The sequence below is a fragment of the Noviherbaspirillum sp. FW303-A3 genome, from assembly GCF_058788695.1.
This window is the reverse complement of record NZ_JBYTAZ010000001.1, coordinates 1,462,169-1,482,808: the sequence shown is the minus strand read 5'-3', so window position 1 is coordinate 1,482,808 and position 20,640 is coordinate 1,462,169. Positions and strand designations below refer to the sequence as shown.

15 protein-coding genes are annotated in these 20,640 nt (G+C 63.2%); 6 read left to right on the top strand and 9 right to left on the bottom strand.

The features are described 5' to 3' along the window. Positions 1-51: 51 nt before the first annotated feature. Positions 52-630 (bottom strand): class I SAM-dependent methyltransferase, encoded by a 579-nt coding sequence (locus AC3WOY_RS07175; protein ID WP_492422179.1) that lies wholly within the window; start codon positions 628-630, stop codon positions 52-54. 251 nt (positions 631-881) lie between these two features. Here AC3WOY_RS07175 and AC3WOY_RS07170 point away from each other — a divergent pair, with 251 nt between their 5' ends. The 3 genes from AC3WOY_RS07170 to AC3WOY_RS07160 all read left to right on the top strand — a co-directional run bounded on the left by AC3WOY_RS07170 (position 882) and on the right by AC3WOY_RS07160 (position 4,416). Next, a complete protein-coding gene (locus AC3WOY_RS07170) occupies positions 882-2,582 on the top strand; it encodes a methyl-accepting chemotaxis protein (RefSeq protein WP_492422177.1) in 1,701 nt (566 codons plus the stop codon). Between the two features lie 350 nt (positions 2,583-2,932). Beyond that, complete coding sequence (locus AC3WOY_RS07165; protein WP_492422175.1) at positions 2,933-3,352, top strand: hypothetical protein; 420 nt, start codon at positions 2,933-2,935, stop codon at positions 3,350-3,352. Between the two features lie 134 nt (positions 3,353-3,486). Next, positions 3,487-4,416, top strand: coding sequence for a carbonic anhydrase (locus AC3WOY_RS07160; protein WP_492422173.1), 930 nt, complete (start codon positions 3,487-3,489; stop codon positions 4,414-4,416). Positions 4,417-4,510: 94 nt separating this feature from the next. On the opposite strand, the gene AC3WOY_RS07155 is transcribed toward AC3WOY_RS07160, so the two are convergent. The 6 genes from AC3WOY_RS07155 to AC3WOY_RS07130 form a co-directional block, all read right to left on the bottom strand. Beyond that, on the bottom strand, positions 4,511-6,562 hold the full coding sequence (locus tag AC3WOY_RS07155; RefSeq protein WP_492422171.1) for a methyl-accepting chemotaxis protein: 2,052 nt from the start codon (positions 6,560-6,562) through the stop codon (positions 4,511-4,513). Positions 6,563-6,782: 220 nt separating this feature from the next. Then, on the bottom strand, positions 6,783-8,819 hold the full coding sequence (locus AC3WOY_RS07150) for a methyl-accepting chemotaxis protein (RefSeq protein ID WP_492422169.1): 2,037 nt from the start codon (positions 8,817-8,819) through the stop codon (positions 6,783-6,785). A gap of 266 nt (positions 8,820-9,085) precedes the next feature. Further along, positions 9,086-9,877: a LytR/AlgR family response regulator transcription factor gene (locus AC3WOY_RS07145; protein WP_492422167.1), complete on the bottom strand. Its 792-nt coding sequence runs from the start codon at positions 9,875-9,877 to the stop codon at positions 9,086-9,088. Next, positions 9,874-10,947: a sensor histidine kinase gene (locus AC3WOY_RS07140; protein ID WP_492422165.1), complete on the bottom strand. Its 1,074-nt coding sequence runs from the start codon at positions 10,945-10,947 to the stop codon at positions 9,874-9,876. The genes AC3WOY_RS07145 and AC3WOY_RS07140 overlap by 4 nt, the downstream gene beginning before the upstream one ends. Next, positions 10,944-11,066, bottom strand: a complete 123-nt coding sequence (locus AC3WOY_RS07135) for a 2TM domain-containing protein (protein ID WP_492422163.1) — start codon at positions 11,064-11,066, stop codon at positions 10,944-10,946. Before AC3WOY_RS07135 ends, AC3WOY_RS07140 begins: the two co-directional genes overlap by 4 nt. A gap of 231 nt (positions 11,067-11,297) precedes the next feature. Then, positions 11,298-12,896 (bottom strand): gamma-glutamyltransferase family protein, encoded by a 1,599-nt coding sequence (locus AC3WOY_RS07130; protein ID WP_492422161.1) that lies wholly within the window; start codon positions 12,894-12,896, stop codon positions 11,298-11,300. A gap of 247 nt (positions 12,897-13,143) precedes the next feature. Here AC3WOY_RS07130 and AC3WOY_RS07125 point away from each other — a divergent pair, with 247 nt between their 5' ends. After that, positions 13,144-14,547, top strand: a complete 1,404-nt coding sequence (locus tag AC3WOY_RS07125; RefSeq protein ID WP_492429222.1) for a TldD/PmbA family protein — start codon at positions 13,144-13,146, stop codon at positions 14,545-14,547. Beyond that, the gene (locus AC3WOY_RS07120) at positions 14,544-15,869 is read left to right on the top strand and encodes a TldD/PmbA family protein (RefSeq protein ID WP_492422159.1); all 1,326 of its coding nucleotides are present in this window, start codon (positions 14,544-14,546) and stop codon (positions 15,867-15,869) included. Before AC3WOY_RS07125 ends, AC3WOY_RS07120 begins: the two co-directional genes overlap by 4 nt. 36 nt (positions 15,870-15,905) lie before the next feature. Here the strand turns inward: AC3WOY_RS07120 and AC3WOY_RS07115 are convergent, their stop codons facing one another. Together AC3WOY_RS07115 and AC3WOY_RS07110 are read right to left on the bottom strand one after the other, a co-directional pair. Next, entirely contained in the window at positions 15,906-17,144 is a 1,239-nt protein-coding gene (locus tag AC3WOY_RS07115) for a CaiB/BaiF CoA transferase family protein (RefSeq protein WP_492422157.1), read from the bottom strand. Continuing rightward, the gene (locus tag AC3WOY_RS07110) at positions 17,126-19,777 is read right to left on the bottom strand and encodes a sensor domain-containing protein (protein WP_492422155.1); all 2,652 of its coding nucleotides are present in this window, start codon (positions 19,775-19,777) and stop codon (positions 17,126-17,128) included. The genes AC3WOY_RS07115 and AC3WOY_RS07110 overlap by 19 nt, the downstream gene beginning before the upstream one ends. 45 nt (positions 19,778-19,822) lie before the next feature. Here AC3WOY_RS07110 and ugpQ point away from each other — a divergent pair, with 45 nt between their 5' ends. Then, positions 19,823-20,560: a glycerophosphodiester phosphodiesterase gene (gene ugpQ, locus AC3WOY_RS07105; protein ID WP_492422153.1), complete on the top strand. Its 738-nt coding sequence runs from the start codon at positions 19,823-19,825 to the stop codon at positions 20,558-20,560. The last annotated feature ends 80 nt before the right edge of the window (positions 20,561-20,640 follow it).

Here is a 20,640-nt window from a genome sequence, read left to right as displayed (position 1 = left end):
GCGGGAGACCGATGTCAGGGCGGGCGCTTCCCGCATTCACGCGGTAGGGCGTCAATGCTTGCGCAACACGACTTCCCACACCGTCTTCGGTTTCTCATACCGGTCGATCGTCATTTCCTCGGTGGACAAACGTGACCATCCCTCCGCGAACAAGGCATCGACATCACTCCCGTCAAAGAATCGCTTGGGATTCCCCTCGACATCGTAGTAATGATGCGCAATCTCCGCATGCCCGACCGCGCCGTGATGCACATCCCGCGTTGAATTCACCCTGCACAGCAATACGCCGTTCGGCACCAGGCACCGACGGATCTCGCGTACGATCTCCAGCGTCTTGTCCCACTCAAAGTAATGCAGGCACAGGCTGGCAATCACGACGTCGAAATGTCCCTCGGCAAACGGCAGCGGCTCGCGCAGGTCATGGCGCACAAGACCGGCCGACGGGACGCCACGCGCGCATTCCGCCAGTGCTTCGGACGACAGGTCCGTCGCCGTGATGCCGGCAAACTTCTCCCGCGCCATCCATCGCGTATCGAGGCCGCCGCCGCATCCCAGTTCAAGGATGGCGGGCGAGGGCGACTGCTGCGTCATCAGGCTTTTCCATCTGCCCAGCCAGTGCTCGTCTAGCATCGTGCTTCCTGTTTGGATTGAAACCGGAACGATATCGCATCTCGATATCGAACACGCATAGTTTTGGTGAGCAAATCATCCCTTACTCCAGCCAATTCCGTGCTTTCGTAAAACATCGATCAAGATCCCGCATTCATGGGATGGTTATAAATGAATGACGATGGGAAACTTTTTTGCAACTGCTGCATTCCGGTACGAGTTGGACGCGTCTAGTAGTAATTCCGAAGTTAAAACAACTAGGAGACACAGCTATGCGAACGAACCTGCCAGTCAGCAATACCGAGTACGAAATGCAGGACGGCCGACCGATCGTGTCGAAAACCGACCTGAAAGGCAAGATCACCTACGTCAATCCGTACTTCATCGAAGTGAGCGGATATTCCGAGGCGGAACTGCTGGGCTCGCCCCACAACATCGTCCGCCACCCCGACATGCCCGAAGCGGCGTTCAAGGATCTCTGGGACAGCCTCAAACAGGGGGAGATCTGGAGCGCGCCGGTCAAGAACCGGCGCAAGAGCGGTGACTTCTATTGGGTGATGGCCAATGTCACGCCGATTACCGAGAACGGTCAGGTTGTCGGCTACATGTCTGTCAGGACAAAGCCGACGCGCGAGCAGATAAAGATGGCCGAGGCCGCCTATGCCGAGATGCGCGATGAAAAGCATTCCCGCCTCGAGGTGGCGCGTGGCCGTATCCAGCGCAAGGGCTTGCCGTCCTTGTTTGCCCGGCTGACCGCGATGCCGCTGCAGTTTCGGTGCGCGTTGACTTCCTGCATCCAGATCGCACTGATGGCGGCGCTGGCCGCAGCGAGTCTCATGCTTGGTGAATCCTCGAAAATGCCGGGCTGGGCGCCGTTTGCATTCGGCTTCTCCGCGCTGCTCAGCCTGCAGCTCTGGATCTATCTCCAGCGCAGCGTTGCCGCGCCGATCTCCAGGGCAACGAAACTGGCGCAATCCCTTGCCGGCGGCGACCTGACCTGCAAGGCGTCGTTCGACGATCGCGGCGACATCGGACGGCTCTTGCAGGCCCTGCAGCAACTGAACGTCAATCTCATCGCGACCATCGGCGACATCCGCGCGAATGTCGAAATCATCGATACGGCAACCGGCGAAATCGTTGCCGGCAACATGGACCTGTCATCGCGCACCGAGGTGCAGGCGTCGAGCCTGGAAGAAACCGCATCGAGCATGGAAGAACTGGCGGCGACGGTATCGCAGAATGCAACGAGCGCGCAGGAGGCGAGCAAGCTGGCCGGATCGGCGTCATCGATTGCGACCGATGCAGGCAAGGCAGTCGCCGAAGTCGGCGCGACGATGGAAGAGATATCCCGCTCGGCGCGCATGGTTGCGGAGATCACCGGACTGATCGACGGCATTGCGTTCCAGACCAATATCCTGGCATTGAATGCCGCGGTGGAAGCAGCGCGCGCGGGCGAATCGGGACGAGGATTTGCCGTGGTGGCGGCGGAAGTCCGCCATCTTGCGCAACGCTCGGCCGAGGCCGCCAAGGACATCAAGAACCTGATCCATGATTCCGTCGAAAAAGTGGATGCCGGCAATGAAATGGTCGCCGGCGCCAAGCGCACCGTGGAGCAGGTGGTGGATGCGGTCGCGCGATTGAATTCCATCGTCGGCGAAATCGCGCTGGCCGGACAGGAGCAGTCGGATGGCATCCAGCAGGTCAACCAGGCGGTATCGCAGATGGACCACGTGACCCAGCAGAATTCCGCCCTGGTGGAAGAGGCGGCCGCAGCGACGGCGAGCCTGAATGAACAGGCAACACGGTTGAGCCATGCGGTGGCCGTATTCAATATGTCGGCCGGCGCAAAGGCGGCGAAGCGGCAGCAGCCGGTGCTGGCCAAGGCGCAGCCCGTATCGATGGCGGCGTCGCGCCAGGCGCGGCTTGCACGCGACAACGGCTACCGGCCGGCTGTCGTGCGAAGGTCGGCATGACGGTCTGACTCTGGGGGCAGCGCCACGGAAGTTGAGGCTTTGCTGAAGATTGCCTGAGAGGCGTCGATTATCGCGCGTCAACTATCGATACCTTCGATTTGACACGGTATAAATATCGTGTCATTCGACTGTAACCGCTTGATCTATCTCTACGACTTCTCGCCGCGAGCCGATTAAATACCGAGGAAGACGCCTGCCGGCGCAGCAGGGCCGGCCGCGTCTCCAGGCATTCCGAAAAACTGCCGTTTCCGCGTTTCGGCCTCTCATTCGGAAAGCTCGCGCGGACGTGCACTGCTGGGGTGCGCTGCACATCCTTTCAGCTCTAAGAAAAATAGCCGAAGGAGCACCGAATGACGATTAGACGCGACGACCTTGTTGCCGCAGCGGCCGCAGGTCTTCTGCAATACCGGCAGGTCGATCCTTTGCTGGTCTTTCTCCTGCAGCGGGATATCACTGCCAAGCGACAGGCGATGCTGATGCAGGCGCGTCCTCGCCAGTACCAGGGCCTCCATGCGGTGCTGTCTTTCTTGCTGGCGGTGCTTGCAGTAGTGACGGCCGTCATGTTCGGCGTGCTGTTTTCCAGCCGGGCCGTCCATGCGATGGGAAGCGGCGCCTGGGCCATCCTGGTCTTCCTGTACCTTGCCGGAGGAATGGCTATCGTGGCCTGGTTTCGCAAGCGCGGCTATGGCGGCCGCATCCGCCTGCTGTTTGCGGTAGTGATGGCGTCGGTGCCGCTGGCGGTGGTCGCGCTGCAACAGGTATCGGCCTGAACCTGCAAGTATCCGGGCCAACCGTGCAAGGTGTGTTGTTCCCCGGCACAAAGCGCCGGGGCGTATCGTGAGTCGGGTAGAATATTTCTTCGGTGAAATCCGAAGCGAGCCCGACCTTACGGTGCGAAAAAGACATGCGACTCCCGACTACCTTACTGGCTTGCGCTGCCATGCTTGCGCAGGCCGCCCTGGCAAAAGAACCTGAAAAGCTGCCCGGCAGCCGCGTGCTCGTCACCAAGGCCGAGCCGCAGAAAGAGCCGGGACGTCCGCTGACGGACGCGGAGGTCGCCGCCATGGTCAAGGTCCGCCTCGAGGCGATGCGCAAGGCGAAGGCGGCGCGTGCCGCCGCCGATGCCAAGGCCGCCGAAAGCAATCCCAAGGTGAAACGCTCCGACCAGTGGAGCTATGAAGGCGAAACCGGTCCGCTCAAGTGGGGCAAGATCAATCCGGCATGGGCCAGATGCGATACCGGCAACCGCCAGACGCCAATCGATATCCGCGATGGCATCAAGGTCGACCTGGAACCCATCGTGTTCGAGTATGGCGCTTCGGGTTTCAACGTGATCAACAACGGACATACGGTGCAGGTCAACCTTGCGCCGGGCAACCGCTTCACGCTGACCGGCCGCACGTATGAACTGCAACAATTCCATTTCCACCGTCCTTCCGAGGAAAAGGTCGACGGCCGCAGCTTTGACATGGTCGCGCACCTTGTACACAAGGATGAGGAGGGGCGGCTGGCCGTGATCGCGGTGCTGATCGAGGGCGGCACGCAGCATCCGGGCATCCAGGCAGTGTGGAACAACCTGCCGCTCGAAAAATACCAGCCGCTGGCGCCAGTCATCCAGTTCGATCCCGCGGCGATGCTGCCGCAGCGGCGCGAGTATTACACCTTCATGGGTTCGCTGACGACGCCGCCTTGCGACGAGGGCGTCCTGTGGATTGTGATGAAGGAACCGATCCAGGCGTCGAAGCAGCAGCTCGATATCTTCGCCCGGCTGTATCCGATGAATGCGCGCCCGGTGCAGGCGCTGTCGGGGCGGCTGATCAAGGAATCCAACTGATACCGGGAAAAGCGGCGGTCTGGTAGCAGCTCAAAAGACTGCCGGGCGGGTATTTCTTCGCGCTACCCGCCCGGCCATTCATCATCCGTTCAATTCACCGGTGCGCCTTTTCGCGTCCCGCCACCGCAAGCGAAACCACATTCGCACTGCGAACCGGCAGCGGCTGCGTTACCGGTATCGGGGCGGCAGCCGGCACCGCCGTCCGAACCGTCATTTCCTCGTTCCCGAGCCGGAAGACGCTGACCGTGTGCGCCAGGTTCTGTGCGAGTTCGCGCAGCGACTCGGCGGCGGCGGCCTCTTGTTCCACGAGCGACGCGTTCTGCTGCGTCACATTGTCCATCTGCATGATGGCCTCGTTCACCTGCTCGATGCCGGACGACTGTTCCTTGCTGGCAGCGGCGATCTCCGCGACGATGTCGGAGACGCGCTTGATGCTGCCCACGACCTCGTTCATCGTGTCCCCGGTCTGGTCGACCAGCTTCGTACCGACCTCGACCTTCTCGACGGAGTTGTTGATCAGTTCCTTGATCTCCTTCGCGGCAGCGGCAGACCGTTGCGCGAGGCTGCGCACCTCGGCGGCAACCACCGCAAAGCCGCGTCCCTGCTCGCCGGCGCGGGCCGCTTCCACCGCGGCGTTAAGCGCCAGGATGTTGGTCTGGAAAGCGATGCCGTCGATGACGCTGATGATGTCGACGATCTTGCGCGAGGACTCGTTGATCGAGTTCATCGTCTCCACCACATGCTGCACCATTTCGCCGCCCTTGCCCGCCACCTCGGAGGCCGACAGTGCAAGCTGGTTCGCCTGGCGCGCATTGTCGGCGTTCTGCCTGACCGTGCTGGTGAGCTCTTCCATCGTCGATGCAGTCTCTTCGAGAGAGCTGGCTTCATGTTCCGTACGGGAGGACAGGTCGAGGTTGCCGGTGGCGATCTCGCCGGTTGCGGTGACGATGGTTTCCGCGCCGTTGCGGACTTCGCTGACGATCTTCGACAGACCGCTGTTCATGTCCTTGAGCGCTTGCAGCAGCATGCCTGTTTCATTGCGGTACCTGACCTCGATGCGCGTGCTCAGGTCGCCCGCGGCGACGCGCTGTGCGATGTCGATCGCTTCATGCAGCGGGCCGCTGATGGAGCGGATGATCCTCATGCCGAGGAACCATCCGAGCAGGACGAGTGCCAGGGTGGCGCCGATGAGCGCGTAACTGGTTTTGGCAAGCTTGGTTTCGCGCGCGACGAGAATCTCTTCCAGCTGCTTCAGTGCGGCTTCCTGGAACTGGACTTGTTCGCTGATGACGGCCGTCACCTTGTTGAAGTAATCGGGAGCGTTGTAGGTGTGCTGTTCCGGCTTGACGATTTCCTCGCGGGCGAGGCGCAGCAGGTCTTCTCCCTTGGACAGCGTGGATTGCAGCGGTCCCGCGAGGCGCGCATTGAGCGCGGCGTTGGCGGCGACCGCCTTGTCCACCGCATTGCGGACTCCGGAGAAGCGGCCGTTGGCTTTTTCGATCAGCGCGACGATGGCGGCGCGGTCTTCAAGGCTGGCGTTCTTCGCGGTCAGGATGCCGGAACCGCGGGCACGCAGCCGGCCGAGCGTCTCGATCAGGTCCGGCGATTGCACCAGGGCGGCTTCGATGAGGTAGTAACTGTCCGCCTGCGGATCGAGGCTGAGTCCGAAATGGTCGATCATCAGCTCGCTGACCTTGAGCATCTGTTCTACCAGCGCGGTATGCGCGGCAAAACTTTCGGGCGCCGTCAGCTGGCGTTCGGCCACTTTCGCAGGAAGGGCCGCCCAGCGGTCCTTTGCCTCTTTCCATTTGGCGACGATCGTGGGGTTGTCGACCTGGGCAATGGCGGCCTCCGCGGAGGCGATCGACTTGTCGACTTCGCCCTGCTTGGCCGCACGCTGGGTCTGTGCTGCTTCGTTGCCGGACAGGGCCATTGCCGACATGCCCCGGTGCTGCTGCACCAGCAGTACGACACCCATCACCGATCGCACCGGCGTCAGGCCGTAGACCTCGGCCTCTGTCGCGACGATGGCCTTGCGCGCTTCGCTGATGTACATGGCGAGCGGGAGGGATACGAGGATGGCGGCGATCGTGCCAAGAAGGCCAAACTTCTGCCACAGGGCGAGTTTGTTGAGTTGCGTGAACATACACACTCCTATATGGGCGACAGGCAGTGCAGTAGTACGCTTCGGGAGAGCGCCTTCGTTGCACGCCTGTTCATGTTATAGGCGTGTGGTTGTGGACGGGCAATACCCGGATCATGGGATGTTGCGAAGTCCTTGATCCAGGTTAGATCCGGGGGAGAGGGAATGGAAAAAAGAACGGCCGCGGACGAGGAGCGTGTCCGGGCCGTTCATCGAGGGTTCGTCATGCGTGTTGCGAACGCTTTGCGGAAAGGCGGGGCGTGCGCGTCGTGATGCGGGTCATGGAGGCCGTCCGCGGGGGCGTCCTTGCCTCGGGCGCGGCCGGCGCCTGGGAGCCGTCCAGGCGGAAGACGCTCACGACCTGCGACAGGTTTTGCGCCTGTTCCTGCAGGGATTCGGCGGCTGCGGCAGCCTGTTCCACCAGCGAGGCATTCTGCTGCGTCACCTCGTCCATCTGCGTGATCGCTTCGTTCACCTGTTCGATGCCCACGCTCTGCTCGCTGCCGGCGGCGGTGATTTCCGCGATGATGTCGGACACGCGCTTGATGCTGGCTACGATCTCGTCCATCGTCGCGCCGGTTTCGTCCACCAGGCGCGCTCCGGCATCGACCTTTTCGACGGAATCGTTGATTAGCTCCTTGATCTCCTTGGCGGCGCCGGCGGAACGCTGTGCAAGATTGCGCACTTCCGAGGCCACGACCGCAAAGCCGCGCCCTTGCTCACCCGCACGGGCTGCTTCCACGGCGGCGTTGAGCGCGAGGATGTTGGTCTGGAAGGCAATGCTGTCGATGACGCTGATGATGTCGACGATCTTCTTCGACGACTCGTTGATCGAGCCCATCGTTTCGACCACATGCGACACCATGGATCCGCCTTTGCTGGCCACTTCCGATGCCGACTGGGCGAGCTGGTTCGCCTGGCGCGCGTTGTCGGCGTTCTGCTTCACCGTGCTGGTGATTTCTTCCATCGACGCTGCCGTTTCTTCCAGCGAACTGGCCTGCTCCTCGGTGCGCGAGGAGAGGTCGAGGTTGCCGGCCGCGATCTGGCTGGAGGCGCTGGCGATGGTTTCCGTGCCGCCGCGCACTTCGGTGACGATATTGACCAGGCTGCTGTTCATGTCCCTGAGCGCATGGAGCAGTTCGCCCGCCTCGCCGCCATGGCGCACTTCGATCTTCGCGGTCAGGTCGCCGGATGCGACGCGCTTGGCGAGCGTGAGCGCTTCCGAGAGCGGGACGGTGACGGAGCGGCTGATGGCGTATCCGATGACCGCAACGCCCAGCGAGAGCAGCAGGACGATGCCGATCAGCATGATCATGGTGGCGGTGAGTTCGGTGCGGCGATCATTCAGTTCCCGCTCCAGCTCGGCGACGGCGGCGTCGAAGAACTTCAGCTGGGCACCGATCGCGTCCGAGGCCTTTGCGAAATAGTCCGGGGCGGCGTGGCTGAGCTGCTCCGGCTTGACGATCTGTTCCTGCGTCAGTTGCAGTACCTGCTTGCCGATGGCGAGCGAGGCTTGCATGGCAGGGGCGAGCTTTTCCCTGAGCGCGGGGGCGGCGGCGACGGCCTTGTCCAGCGCGGCGCCGATGGCGTCGTAGCGGTCGTTCGCCTTGTCCAGCATCGCCATCATCAGCGCGCGCTCCTCGGTGCCGGCTTCTTTCGACGTCAACATGGCGGAACCGCGCGCCCGCATGCGGCCCAGGGTTTCCATCAGGACCGGCGAGTGGACTAGTGCGGCATCGGTCAGGTGGAAGCTGGCGGCTTCCGGGTCGAGGCGCAGGCCGAAGCGTTCGGCGATCATATCGTTCGTTTGCATGAGCTGGCCGATGAGCGCAGTGTGTTCGGCGAAGCTGTCCTTGCCCGCAATCGCCTTTTGCGCCACCTTGCCGGGCAGGGGCGACCAGCGATTCTTGATGTCCTGCCATTCGCGCGCGATACCCGCATGGCCGACCTGCTGCAATACCGGGTCGGCATCGCGTATCGCCTTTTCCACTTCGTCCTGCTTGCCGGCCCGCTGCGCTTGCGCGGACTCGTTGCCGGCCAAAACCATGCCGGACAGGCCGCGGTGCTGCTGCATCAGCATAACGACCTTCAGGACTGCGCGGGACGGCGTGATGCCGCTCACCTTGTCCTCGGCGGCATGGATGGTTCTGTTGGACTCCATCACATACATGACGAGCGGCGTGGCGACCAGCACAAGGCCAAACAGCGCGAGCAATGCAAATTTCTGAGACAGGAGCAGACGATTCAACAGCACGCGCATGGGCTTATCCTTTCTTGTGAGGACAGGTATAACAGTGGCTGGAAACGCAACGGGATGCGAACAACACCCACGGCGTCGTTGCAGCGCAGTGAGGATTTTCCGGGCAGGTCATGACATGCGCACTGCCGGTCATGGATGGGGACGGCAATGCAGGCGGAAGCGCACCGTGCGGCCTTGCGGGCGCGCGGCACGAGTTATTGTTATAGCACGGTCATTCCGGTTTGCAACTATTGCTTTTTGTCACTGTTGTAAGTTGCTTTTTGGTCTTACATCTGCTTGAACAGATGCGCGAAAACCCTGCTCACTGCAAGGCTTTCGCTGCGTCCGCGCAGCTTGAGCGACAGCTTGCCGCTTTCGTCGCGCACGGCGGAGTGGATGCAATTGACGTTGACTACCGTGCCGCGATGCACCTGCCAGAACGCGTTCTGGTCGAGCTGCGGCAGGAGTTCCTTGAGGCTGGTGCGGATCAGCGATTCGCTGTCGGCGGTAACGACGCTGACGTATTTGTCGGTGGCCTCGAAGTACACGACTTCGGACACCGGGATCATGCGCACCTGGTTGCCGACCGCGGCGCGGATGAGGGTGAGGTGCTCGCTTGCCGCGGGAACGTGCGGCACGAGGGAGCGCAGCTGGCCGACGATGCGTTCCAGCTCGGCATTGCGCTCCGTGTGCTGCGCGAGCCTTGTCTTGAGGCGTTCGACGGTCTTGGACAGGCGTGCATCGGTCACGGGCTTGAGCACGTAGTCGGCGGCCGCCTGCTCGAAAGCCTGCAGTGCGTATTCGTCGTACGCGGTGACGAACACCACGAGCGGGAAGGGCACATCCTCGGGCCAGTCTTCGGCGAGTTCCTGTGCGGCTTCGAGCCCGGTCTTGCCCGGCATCTTGATGTCGAGGAACAGCACGTCGGGACGCTGCGCCAGGGCTTCGGTCACGGCGGCGATGCCGTTCTCCACCACGCCGCCGACCTGCAGGTCGGGCCACAGGCGCTGCAGCGTCTGCAGCAGGGCATGGGCAAGGATCGGTTCATCTTCTGCGATGAGGGCGCGGGTCATGTTCATAGCGGAATGGTGAGTTGGGCGATGACGCCGTCGGGCGTGTTCGGGATCAGTGAAAAGCCGGCGCGCGTGCCGTACAGCGCATGCAGGCGTCCGCGGACATTATCCACGCCGATGCCGGTGCCGTCGCTCTGCGGTGCGCCATCGAGCCCGAGGCCGGTGTCGCACACGGTCAGCTTCAGCCTGCCATCCTCGCGCTCCGCGCGTACCGTGACCAGGCCGCCCTCGACCTTGGGTTCGAGGCCGTGCTTGATCGCATTTTCCACCAGCGGCTGCAGCAGCATCGGCGGGACGGACAGGCTGCGCAAGACATCCGGCAGTTCCAGCGTGTACGACAGGCGCTGGCCCATGCGCACCTTCATCAATCCGAGATAGGCGTCGAGCAGCGCGAATTCCTGTCCCAGCGTCGTTTTCTCCGAGCGCGAGGCCGAGAGCGTGGCGCGCAGGTACTGGATCAGCTGGTCGAGCATGTGCTGCGCGCGCGGCGGATCGACCGCGATCAGTCCTTGCAGGTTGGCCAGGGTGTTGAACAGCATGTGCGGCTCGATCTGCGCCTGCAGCATCTGCAGCTGCGCCTGCAATGCCTGCTTTTCGATGGAGGCGGCGCGCGCCTTTTCCGCCTCCGCCTCGGCGCGCAGGAACTCGATGTGCTCCCTGCTCCAGAAGAACCAGATGATGAACATGGAGCATACGGCGCCGCCAATCAGCATCGCCGTCGCATTGCCGGCGCGCATCGCGGAGAGCGCCTGCCGGGGAATGCCGAGCATGGAGGCGGCGAGCACTTTGCCGATGAACTGGGCTGCCGGAAGCGAGAAGAGGATCAGGAGGATGAACTTCCACTTCGGCGGCTTCTGTTCGCCCCACATGAGCAGGCGGCCGCCGTCGATGAAGGTGGTCGCCAGCGTGCCGATGCAAACCGAAAACACGAGGTTGACGAAAAAGCCGCCGTGGCCGCGCACAACATACGTGATGAGCACGGCGATGATCAGGTTGAAGACCTGGGTAATCGCAATGTCGATCGCAAACCGGCGCAGGCGGGAATAGCCGTGGACGTAGGGAGGGTGGTGAATCATGCTTCCTTCTTCTGCTGCTTCTTCATTTCGTTCTCGATCATGCGTTCCTTCCATGCCGCGCCCGGTGTGTGCAGGAAGACGGCAAGGCCGTGGAATAGTAACCCGATTCCCCAGCCCATCAGCGGCAAGAGGTATTGACCGCGAGGCACACGGCGAGATGGCGTTGAAAGCCGATCTTGCGCTCGACATGGCGGCGGGTGTCGCGGTAGGCAGCGGTGTGTTCCATGATTGCCTCCTGTCTTGCTTGATTCGTTGGAGGCATTATTCAGCGGGCGCCGCCGAAGGGATATCGGATTGCGACGAACTGCGCCAAACGGGAGTGAAGCGCGGATTTCCGGAAGCGAACGGGGTCAGAAACCCACAGCCTGCCCGTCGCGGCGGTGGTCGCTGGCGGCAATATAGCCGTCTTCCGTCTTCCAGATGAACTGCCCGGCGCCGAAATCCTGGGTGCTGTCGGTCTTCGTGTTGAGTTCGTGGCCGCGCGCCGCCAGCGCCTCCACCACGTCATGCGCCATGCTGCGCTCGATATCGACATGCAGGCCGGCATTGACCTTCCAGCGTGGCGCATCGCAGGCGGCCTGCGGCTGTTGACCATACGACAAGATGCGCACCAGCGCCTGCAGGTGCCCTTGCGGCTGCATGTGGGCGCCCATCACGCCAAAACTCATCTGCGGCACACCTTCCTTCGTGACAAATCCCGGAATGATGGTGTGGAAGGGGCGCTTGCCCGGCGCCACGCAGTTGGGATGCTTCGGATCGAGCGAGAAGCCGGTACCGCGGCTCTGCATGCTGATGCCGGTTTCCGGCACCACCACACCCGAGCCGAAGCCGAGGAAGTTGGACTGGATGAAACTGACCATCATCCCGTTTTCATCGGCCGCCGTCAGGTACACGGTGCCGCCGCGCGGCGGGGTGCCGTGCTTGTAGTCGCCGGCGTTGCGCAGGTCGATCCGCTTTGCCCGCTCCGCGAGGTACGCGTCGTCGAGCAGGTCTTCGGCGCTGACCTTCTTCATGTGATGGCTGTCGGCGACCCAGTGGTAGGTGTCGGCAAAGGCCAGTTTCATCGCTTCGATCTGCAGATGGATGCTGTCGGCGGAATCGACGGGGAAGCGCGTAATGTCCAGCCCGGACACGATACCCAGCGCCATCAGTGCGGCGATGCCCTGGCCGTTGGGGGGAATCTCATGCACGGTATAACCGGCGTAATCCTTCTGGATCGGCGTCACCCATTCCGGCACGAAGGCGGCGAGGTCGTCCAGCGTGAGCGCGCCGCCGCACTGCTTCGCATGATGCGCCATCGCCTCGGCGATTTCGCCGCGGTAAAAGGCTTCGCCATGCGTTTCCGCGATGCGGGTGAGGGTGTGTCCGGCCTCGGCAAAGACGAACTTCTCGCCGACAGCGGGCGCCCGGTCATCGGGCATGAAGGCGCGGGCGAAACCGGGTTGCCGCTTCAGGACGGGAACGGCGGCAGCCCATTTCTTCTGCACGATGGGCGGCACGAGATAGCCGCGCTCGGCCAGTTCGATGGCCGGATCGAACAGCTCGGCGAACGGAAGGTGGCCGAATTTTTCCGACAGCTCGACCCAGCCGGCCACCATGCCCGGCACCGTGACCGAATCCCAGCCGTGTCCCGGGATCTTTCCGCCGTGCTTCCTGTTGAAGTAATCCACATTCCAGCCTTGCGGCGCAGGCCCCGACGCATTCAGGCCGTGCAACTGCTGCCCGTCCCACAGGATCGCGAACGCATCGCCGCCGAGCCCGTTGGACACCGGTTCGACGATGGTGAGCGCAGCGGCGGCGGCGATGGCCGCGTCCACGGCATTGCCGCCCTTGAGCAGCATGCGCAGGCCGGCTTGGGCGGCGAGCGGGTGGGACGTGGAGACGATATTGCGGGCGAACAGCGGGGAGCGCGTGGAAGGGTAGGGATTGCTCCAGTTGAAGTCGGCCATGACGGTCTCTCAAGGGGATGACCAGATCGATTCTACTGACAACGCATGCACCTGTGCGGGGCGCGTCTTGATCATTTGCAAAGAAAAATATTGTGTCGCGTCATTTTCCGGTGCTGAAGTTTCCTTATGTCATTAATAAATGACGCAAGGAAATGAACGAACCCGGTCTGATAGAGTCTCTGTAATGTTGCTTCCTGATTGCATGAGATCCGCCTTGTCCGATTCCATCCGTTCCCTGTTCCGCAGCATGGCGCCTGCGGTCGACTTCTGTTCGCTGCGCCTCGTCGAGGAAAGCAGCGAGCAGCTGGCTGTGCGCCAGGATGTCCTGCAGCCGCTGTCCACCGGCATCGACCGCGGCGTCATGGTCACCGTCATCCACCGCGGCGGGTGCGGCTATGCCGCCACCAGCGACCTGAGTGCGTCCGGCCTGGCCAATGCGCTCGCCCGCGCGCGCCGCTGGGCGGAAGCCAGTGCCGGCCGTTCGGTCGTCGACTACTCCCGCATTCCCCTGCCACGCCCCGAAGGCCGCTATGCGACGCCGATGCCGCCTGCGCCGCTGCCATCGCGCAAGGAGCTGATCGACCTGCTGATGCGCGAATCCGAAGGCTGCCGCATCGACCCGCGCGTGGTCGACTGGCAGGCGTCGCTGTGGAGCGTGTCGACCTCGCAGCTCTACCTGACGGCGGACGGCGCCGACGTGGAGCAGCAATTCCGCTACCTGGTTCCCAACCTATCCGTCACGGCGAGCGACGGGAGCGATACTCAGACGCGCAGCCTCGGCGGCCAGTACAACGGCTACTGCCGCCAGGGCGGATTCGAGATCCTGGAACAGGCCGGATTCCTCGGCGCAGGCGGGCGCGTGGCGGAGCAGGCGCTGGAACTGCTCGCCGCGCCGAACTGCCCGAGCGGCGTCATGGACCTGCTGCTGATGCCGGAGCAGATGATGCTGCAGATCCACGAGTCCATCGGCCATCCGCTGGAGCTGGACCGCATCCTTGGCGACGAGCGCAATTTCGCAGGCACCAGCTTCGTGACGCTCGACATGTTCGGCAGCTATCGTTACGGCTCCGAGCTGCTCAACGTGACCTACGACCCCGAGCGCCCCGAGCAGTACGCCAGTTACGGCTGGGACGATGAAGGCAGCAAGGCCGAGCGCGCCTGGCTGATCCGCGACGGCATCCTCGAACGGCCGCTCGGCGGCACCGTGTCGCAGGCGCGCAGCGGCATGCAGGGCGTCGCCAATGCGCGCGCCTGCAACTGGAACAGGCCGCCGATCGATCGCATGGCCAATCTCAACATCGAGGCGGGCGACTCGACGCTCGACGCGATGATCGGCTCGGTCGAGCGCGGCGTGCTGATGGACACCAACCTGTCGTGGTCTATCGACGACTCGCGCAACAAGTTCCAGTTCGGCTGCGAGGTCGGCCGGCTGATCGAGAACGGCGAATTGAAAGGCATCGTGAAGAACCCGAACTACCGCGGCATTTCCGCCACCTTCTGGCGCTCGCTGAAGGCCGTGGGCGACCAGTCCACCTTCAGCGTGATGGGCACCCCGTTCTGCGGCAAGGGCGAACCCTCGCAGGTGATCCGCGTCGGCCATGCGTCGCCGGCCTGCCTGTTCGGCAATGTCGATGTGTTTGGAGGGGCATGATGCGCCTGTATTTCCGTGACCTCGCCGCCCGCCTCGATGCCCGCATGCGCGACGGCGAAGACTACCAGTGCTGGCTGGAGGCGGAATCGTCCGACTTCGTGCGCTTCAACCGCAGCGCGATCCGCCAGCCCGGCCATGTGCGCCAGATCTACCTTACGCTCACGCTGTTCGCAGGCCAGCGCCATGCAAGCATGACGATGGCGCTGGCCGGCACCATCGATGCGGACCGTTTTGTCCTCGACCGCATGGTCGCCGCGCTGCGCAGCCAGGTCCAGGACCTGCCCGAAGACCCGCACCTGCTGCGCGCGACCGAGGTGCGCTCCACCGAGCACATCGTCCCCTCGCGCGTGCCGGAAACCGCCGCCGTCGTCGACGAAGTGCTGGCTGCCGCACGCGGCCACGACCTGGTCGGCATCCTCGCCGCCGGCCCGGTCTATCGCGGCTATGCCAATTCTTTCGGCCAGCGCAACTGGCACGAGACGGCCAGCTTCAACCTCGACTGGAGCCTTTACCACCAGCGGGACAAGGCAGTGAAGGCCAGCTACGCCGGATTCGAGTGGGACGGCGCCGCCTTCGAGGCGAAGTTCAGCCATGCGGTGGAACAGCTGGCGTACCTGCAGCGCGACCCGGTCAGTATTTCACCCGGCGCCTACCGTGCCTATCTCACACCGTCGGCATTGAATGAAATCCTCGGCATGCTGAACTGGGGAGGCGTCTCGGAAAAATCCCTGCGCACCCGCCAGAGTCCCTTGTGCCGCATGCGCGACGACGGCGTGCAACTGAACAGCGCCGTGACCTTGTCCGAGCACACGGCGGGCGGTCTTGCACCGGCGTTCCAGGGCGACGGCTTCATCAAGCCGGGCAGGGTGGTCCTGTTCGACGAAGGGCGGCTGGCCGGCAGCCTGGTGTCGCCGCGCACGGCCAAGGAGTACGGCATCGCAACCAACGGCGCCGATGCAGGCGAGAGCATGTCTTCGCTGGAACTGGCAGCCGGTGGCTTGCCTCTGGAGCGCGTGCTGGCCGAACTCGATACCGGCATCTTTATCAGCAATCTCTGGTACCTCAACTTTTCGGACCGCATGAGCGGACGCCTGACCGGCATGACGCGGTTTGCGACCTTCTGGGTCGAGGACGGGGAGATCAGGGCGCCGCTGAATGTGATGCGCTTCGACGATTCGCTGTACCGGCTGCTGGGCGACAAGCTGCTCGGGCTGACGCGGGAACGGGAGATGCTGATCGATACGGATACGTATGGGGCGCGGAGCACCGGGAGTGCATTGCTGCCGGGGGCGCTGGTGAAGGACTTTACGTTCGTCTTGTAATCTCCCCTCTCCCGCAGGCGGAGCGGGGGAGCCCTTTCAAACGATTCCCTTCTCCTTCAACGCCGCAACCCGCTCCTGACTCTCCCCCAGCAATCCGCACAACACCTCCTCCGTATGCTGCCCCAGCAACGGCGGCGGCAAGTCATACTGCGGCGGCGTCGCCGACATTCGCATCGGACTGCCCACCAGCCTGACACTGCCGCCCGTCGGATGCGGCAGATCCATGCGCAGTCCGCGCGCCTGCACCTGCGGATTCTCGAACACTTCGTCGAGGTTGTTGATCGGACCGCAGGGGACGCCCGCCGCTTCCAGCGCATCGATCCACTGCTGCTTGGTCCTGGTCTTCACCATGTCCGCCAGCAGCGGCACCAGCGTGTCGCGATGGCGCACCCGCATTGGGTTGGTCGCAAACCGCTCGTCGGTCGCCAGCTCCGGCCGACCGCCCGCCTCCACGAAGCGCCTGTACTGGCCGTCATTGCCCACCGCGACGATGATGTGTCCGTCCAAGGTGGCAAAGGTCTGGTAAGGCACGATGTTCGGATGCGCATTGCCCCAGCGTTTGGGCGGATTGCCGCTGGCGAGGAAGTTGGTGTTCATGTTGGCCAGCATCGATACCTGCACGTCGAGCAGCGCCATGTCGATGTACTGGCCTTCGCCGGTGCGGTCGCGATGGGCGAGCGCCGCCATGACGGCAATGGTGGAATACATGCCGGTCATCAGGTCCGAAATCGCCACGCCCGCCTTCTGCGGTCCGCCTCCGGGCAGGTCGTCGCGCTCCCCGGTGATCGACATGAAGCCGCCCATGCCCTGGATGATGAAGTCGTAACCGGCGCGCTGCGCATAGGGCCCGGTCTGGCCGAAGCCGGTGATCGAGCAGTAGATGAGATCGGGCTTTTCCTTCTTCAGCGATTCGTAGTCGAGGCCATACTTCTTCAACTGGCCGACCTTGTAGTTTTCCAGTACCACATCGGATTGCCGCGCCAGCCGGCGCACGATCTCCTGGCCTTCGGGCGTGGCGATGTCGAGCGTGACGGATCGCTTGCCGCGGTTTGCGGCGAGGTAGTAGGCCGCTTCGCTGGTGTCCCGCCCGTCCGCATCCTTCAGGTAGGGCGGGCCCCAGTGGCGGGTATCGTCGCCGGCGCCGGGCCGTTCGATCTTGATCACGTCCGCGCCGAGGTCGGCGAAGTTCTGCGCGCACCACGGGCCGGCGAGGACGCGGGTGAGGTCGAGTACGCGAATATGTCCAAGCGCTTTCTTCAGTGTCGAATCACCCATGTTTCGAATTGTTCCGCAGTCAGTGGTTGTGTGAAGAAGTATCCCTGTGCAATGTCGCAGCCGTGATCGCGCAGGAATTCCATCTGCTGCGGTGTTTCCACGCCCTCGGCCACCACTTCCAGTCCCAGCGGCTTGGCCATCGAGATGATGGCTTCCGTGATGGCGCGGTCGTCCTGTTCTCCTGGCAGGCCGTCGACAAAGCTGCCGTCGATTTTAACCTTGCGCACGGGATAGCGCCGGAGGTAGGCCATGCTCGAGTATCCGGTGCCGAAATCGTCGATGCTCAAGCCGATGCGCATGTCGGTGATATGGTCCAGCATCGAGGACGCCATCGTGTGGTGCTGCATTACCGTGCTTTCCTTCACCTCCCATTCGAGCAGGTGCGAAGGAACGCCGGTGCGGTCCAGTGCGTCCTCCAGCTCCTGCACCAGCGACCTGTCCATCAGCTGGCTGACGGACAGGTTGATGGCCAGCGTGAAGTCGTGCAGTCCCTGCATGATCCATTCGTTCAATTGTTCGCACGCCTCGTTCATCACCCAGGCGCTGATGTCGCGGATGAGTCCGGTCTCCTCCGCCAGCGGCAGGAAGACGGCGGGCAGAAGAATGCCCTTGCGTGGGTGCCGCCATCGGAGCAGGGCTTCAACGCAGCGCACTTTCCCCGTGCGCAGGTCGATCTGCGGCTGGTAGTAGTGCACCAGTTCGTGCTCGTCGAGCGCGCGGCGCAGGTCCGCCTCCAGCGTGGAGCGTTGTGTTGCCGTGTCCTTGAGCTGCGGCGCAAACATCTGGTACTGGTCGCGCCCGGCGGATTTCGCGTGGTACATCGCGATGTCGGCTTTCTTCATCAACGTGTCGATGTCGGTGCCGTCGAATGGATAGATCGCGATGCCGACGCTGGCGGAGATCTGCAATTCGCGCCCCTGCAGGGAGAACGCGCCACGCATCGTCTCGACGATCTGCTGGGCGATATCGTCGGCGATACGCATGTTGCTCAGGTTGCGCGCCAGGAGCATGAATTCATCCCCGCCCAGCCGCACCAGGACGTCGTCCTTGCGCACGACATTTTTCAGGCGCAGCGCTGCCGCCTTGAGGAGTTCGTCCCCGACCGCATGGCCGAAGGCGTCATTCACGTTTTTGAACCCGTCGAGGTCGATGAAGAACGCAGCCAGTGTCTTTGCCCCGGCCGTCACCTTGGGAAAGAAATCGGCGGCCTGGTCGAACAGGAAGTGGCGGTTCGGCAACCCGGTCAGGCTGTCGTGGTGCGCGAGATGGCGCAGTTGCGCATCTTCCCGGACGCGCTCCGCCTGGCCGAACATGCCGCCGAGCAGCGCCGCCGCATTGTGTCCGAACTCGGCCTCATCCTTGCGCCAGCGGCGTGCCCGCGACAGGACGGTAAACAGGAGCAGGCCCGCAGGCTGGCTTCCGCGCTGCACGGGGAGCGCCATCAGTGCCTTGATTCCGCGCGCGTGGAAGTATTCGCAATACACCGCCACGCGCGGATCCTGGTCGAAGTCGTCGACAACAAACTGTTGCTCGCTGCGCACGATCTGGTGCAGGAGCGGGTGAAAGGACGTTGCGAAAAGCGTGTCGGGTTCCTCCACGGTCAAGCCTTGCCTCACGTCGTCATACATCGCCACGCAGCGGGAGGCGGATGGTTCCGGAGAGATTTCCCAGAACGCGCATCTGTCTGCGGCGATCGCCTTTGCTGCGGACTTCAGGATTACCTTCAGCGCGGAATCCAGGTTGACGTGCGCCTGCTGCGCGAGGCGCAACAGCCGGTTGAGGTAATGCAGTTGCCGCTTCCTTTCCGCGGCGACGTCCTGTTGCAGTTGCAATTCCTGCGTGACGTCGCGCGCATACACGAGAAGCGTATTGGGTTCGTCGGGAAGGTCAAGGCGGCAGGCCTCGCCGGCGAAGCGGCGCCACGCGCCGTCGTGATGGCGCAGCCGGAAAGACAGCGGAACAGACGCGCCAGTTTCCCCACCTGCTGCCTTGTCGAGGGTGGCAAGCAGCTTGCTGCGGTCTTCGCTGTGCACCAGGGTCGACAGCATGCCGCCGTTGCCGCCCGTCATTTCCTCGAACGACCGGTTGGCGAAGCGCAACGAGGTATCCGTGCCGCAGACCATGACGAGACCGGGCAGATGCCCGATGATCGCCTCGCCCAGTGCAACATCGGCGCGGCCTTCCTCGCTGCGCGATTCCGGACGCAGGATCCAGATGGTGGAGCGGGTGTCGTGCAGCGTGTCGATGCGATTGGCCACGAAATGGAAGCGCAGGACCTTGCCGGACTTGGTGCGAAGCCGGATTGTGGACGGGTCGTCTTCCGCCGAGGCACTGCCTTCGGGGAAAAGGAATTCCGCCGGCTGTCCGATCAGCTCGGCCTCGTCGAAACCGAGCCGGTCCACGAGATGCCGGTTCATATGGGTGATGACACCTTCCGTCAGGAAAATCAAACCGGTATCCGCGCCGCCCAGCAGATCGGAAAACGCGTGCCATTCCGCCGGGAAGAGGAAGGTGGAAGTATCGAATGGGGCAGGGAAGGGACTGTCGGCAGGCATGTCGGGCACGGCGGGGCAGGCCGAAGCCCCGTGGACTGGAGGCCTGACCCGCACCACCTTCTGATTAACGATTGGCATTAGACTGTGAATCCTTGAATATCATTCCAAGAGATCGCTCAAGCCATGTGGATTTATCCGAAAGTCCTTGCGCATCGCGGCGGCGGCACGCTTGCGCCGGAAAATACCCTGGCGGGCCTCCGTTGCGGCCTGGCGCATGGATTCCGCGCGGTGGAGTTCGATGTGATGTTGTCGAAGGACAGCATCCCGGTGCTCATGCACGACCCCGATTTCGGCAGGACGGTACGGGGCACGGGCAAGGTCTGTGAAACGACTGCGGCGGAACTGGTCCGCATGGACGCGGGAGCCTGGTTCGGCAATGCCTTTGCGGGCGAAACCGTAATGACGTATGAGCATGCCATTCATTTCTGCAAGGAAAACGGTATCTGGATGAATGTGGAGATCAAACCTTCGCCAGGCGCCGAGCGGGAAACCGGCAGGGTGGCCGCTGAAGTCACGCGCCGACTCTTCGATGGCGGCGATGCCATGCTGCCGCTGTTTTCCTCGTTTTCGTACGACGCGCTGGACGAGGCGAAGGCGGCGGCACCCGGCATCCCGCGCGGCTTGCTCGCCGACGTCATCCCGCCCGACTGGCGCGAACGGCTGCAGGCACTGGATGCAGTGGCTCTGCACACCAACCACAAGCACCTCCTTCCCGAGCGCGCACGCGCGGTCAAGCAGGCCGGCTACGGATTGTTTTGCTATACCGTCAACACCCCGGAGCGGGCGCGGGAGCTCCTTTGCTGGGGCGTGGACGCCTTCTGCACCGACCGTATCGACCTGATCGGCCCGGATTTCGCCTAAGGCTGATCCGGGCGGCCCGCCCGGTACGGAGACTGGCTCCGCAATCCCTTTCCGCTGCCTCATCGAAGGTATCCAATCAC

Bases quoted from the DNA above. Each gene is read 5' to 3' on its own strand.
- AC3WOY_RS07135 (WP_492422163.1), bottom strand. From the start codon at position 11,066: ATGGGCTGGGGAATCGGGTTACTATTCCACGGCCTTGCCGTCTTCCTG.
- AC3WOY_RS07155 (WP_492422171.1), bottom strand. From the start codon at position 6,562: ATGTTCACGCAACTCAACAAACTCGCCCTGTGGCAGAAGTTTGGCCTT.
- AC3WOY_RS07115 (WP_492422157.1), bottom strand. From the start codon at position 17,144: ATGGGTGATTCGACACTGAAGAAAGCGCTTGGACATATTCGCGTACTC.
- AC3WOY_RS07110 (WP_492422155.1), bottom strand. From the start codon at position 19,777: ATGCCAATCGTTAATCAGAAGGTGGTGCGGGTCAGGCCTCCAGTCCAC.
- AC3WOY_RS07120 (WP_492422159.1), top strand. From the start codon at position 14,544: ATGATGCGCCTGTATTTCCGTGACCTCGCCGCCCGCCTCGATGCCCGC.
- AC3WOY_RS07125 (WP_492429222.1), top strand. From the start codon at position 13,144: ATGGCGCCTGCGGTCGACTTCTGTTCGCTGCGCCTCGTCGAGGAAAGC.
- AC3WOY_RS07150 (WP_492422169.1), bottom strand. From the start codon at position 8,819: ATGCGCGTGCTGTTGAATCGTCTGCTCCTGTCTCAGAAATTTGCATTG.
- AC3WOY_RS07145 (WP_492422167.1), bottom strand. From the start codon at position 9,877: ATGAACATGACCCGCGCCCTCATCGCAGAAGATGAACCGATCCTTGCC.
- AC3WOY_RS07130 (WP_492422161.1), bottom strand. From the start codon at position 12,896: ATGGCCGACTTCAACTGGAGCAATCCCTACCCTTCCACGCGCTCCCCG.
- AC3WOY_RS07160 (WP_492422173.1), top strand. From the start codon at position 3,487: ATGCGACTCCCGACTACCTTACTGGCTTGCGCTGCCATGCTTGCGCAG.
- AC3WOY_RS07170 (WP_492422177.1), top strand. From the start codon at position 882: ATGCGAACGAACCTGCCAGTCAGCAATACCGAGTACGAAATGCAGGAC.
- AC3WOY_RS07165 (WP_492422175.1), top strand. From the start codon at position 2,933: ATGACGATTAGACGCGACGACCTTGTTGCCGCAGCGGCCGCAGGTCTT.
- AC3WOY_RS07175 (WP_492422179.1), bottom strand. From the start codon at position 630: ATGCTAGACGAGCACTGGCTGGGCAGATGGAAAAGCCTGATGACGCAG.
- ugpQ (WP_492422153.1), top strand. From the start codon at position 19,823: ATGTGGATTTATCCGAAAGTCCTTGCGCATCGCGGCGGCGGCACGCTT.
- AC3WOY_RS07140 (WP_492422165.1), bottom strand. From the start codon at position 10,947: ATGATTCACCACCCTCCCTACGTCCACGGCTATTCCCGCCTGCGCCGG.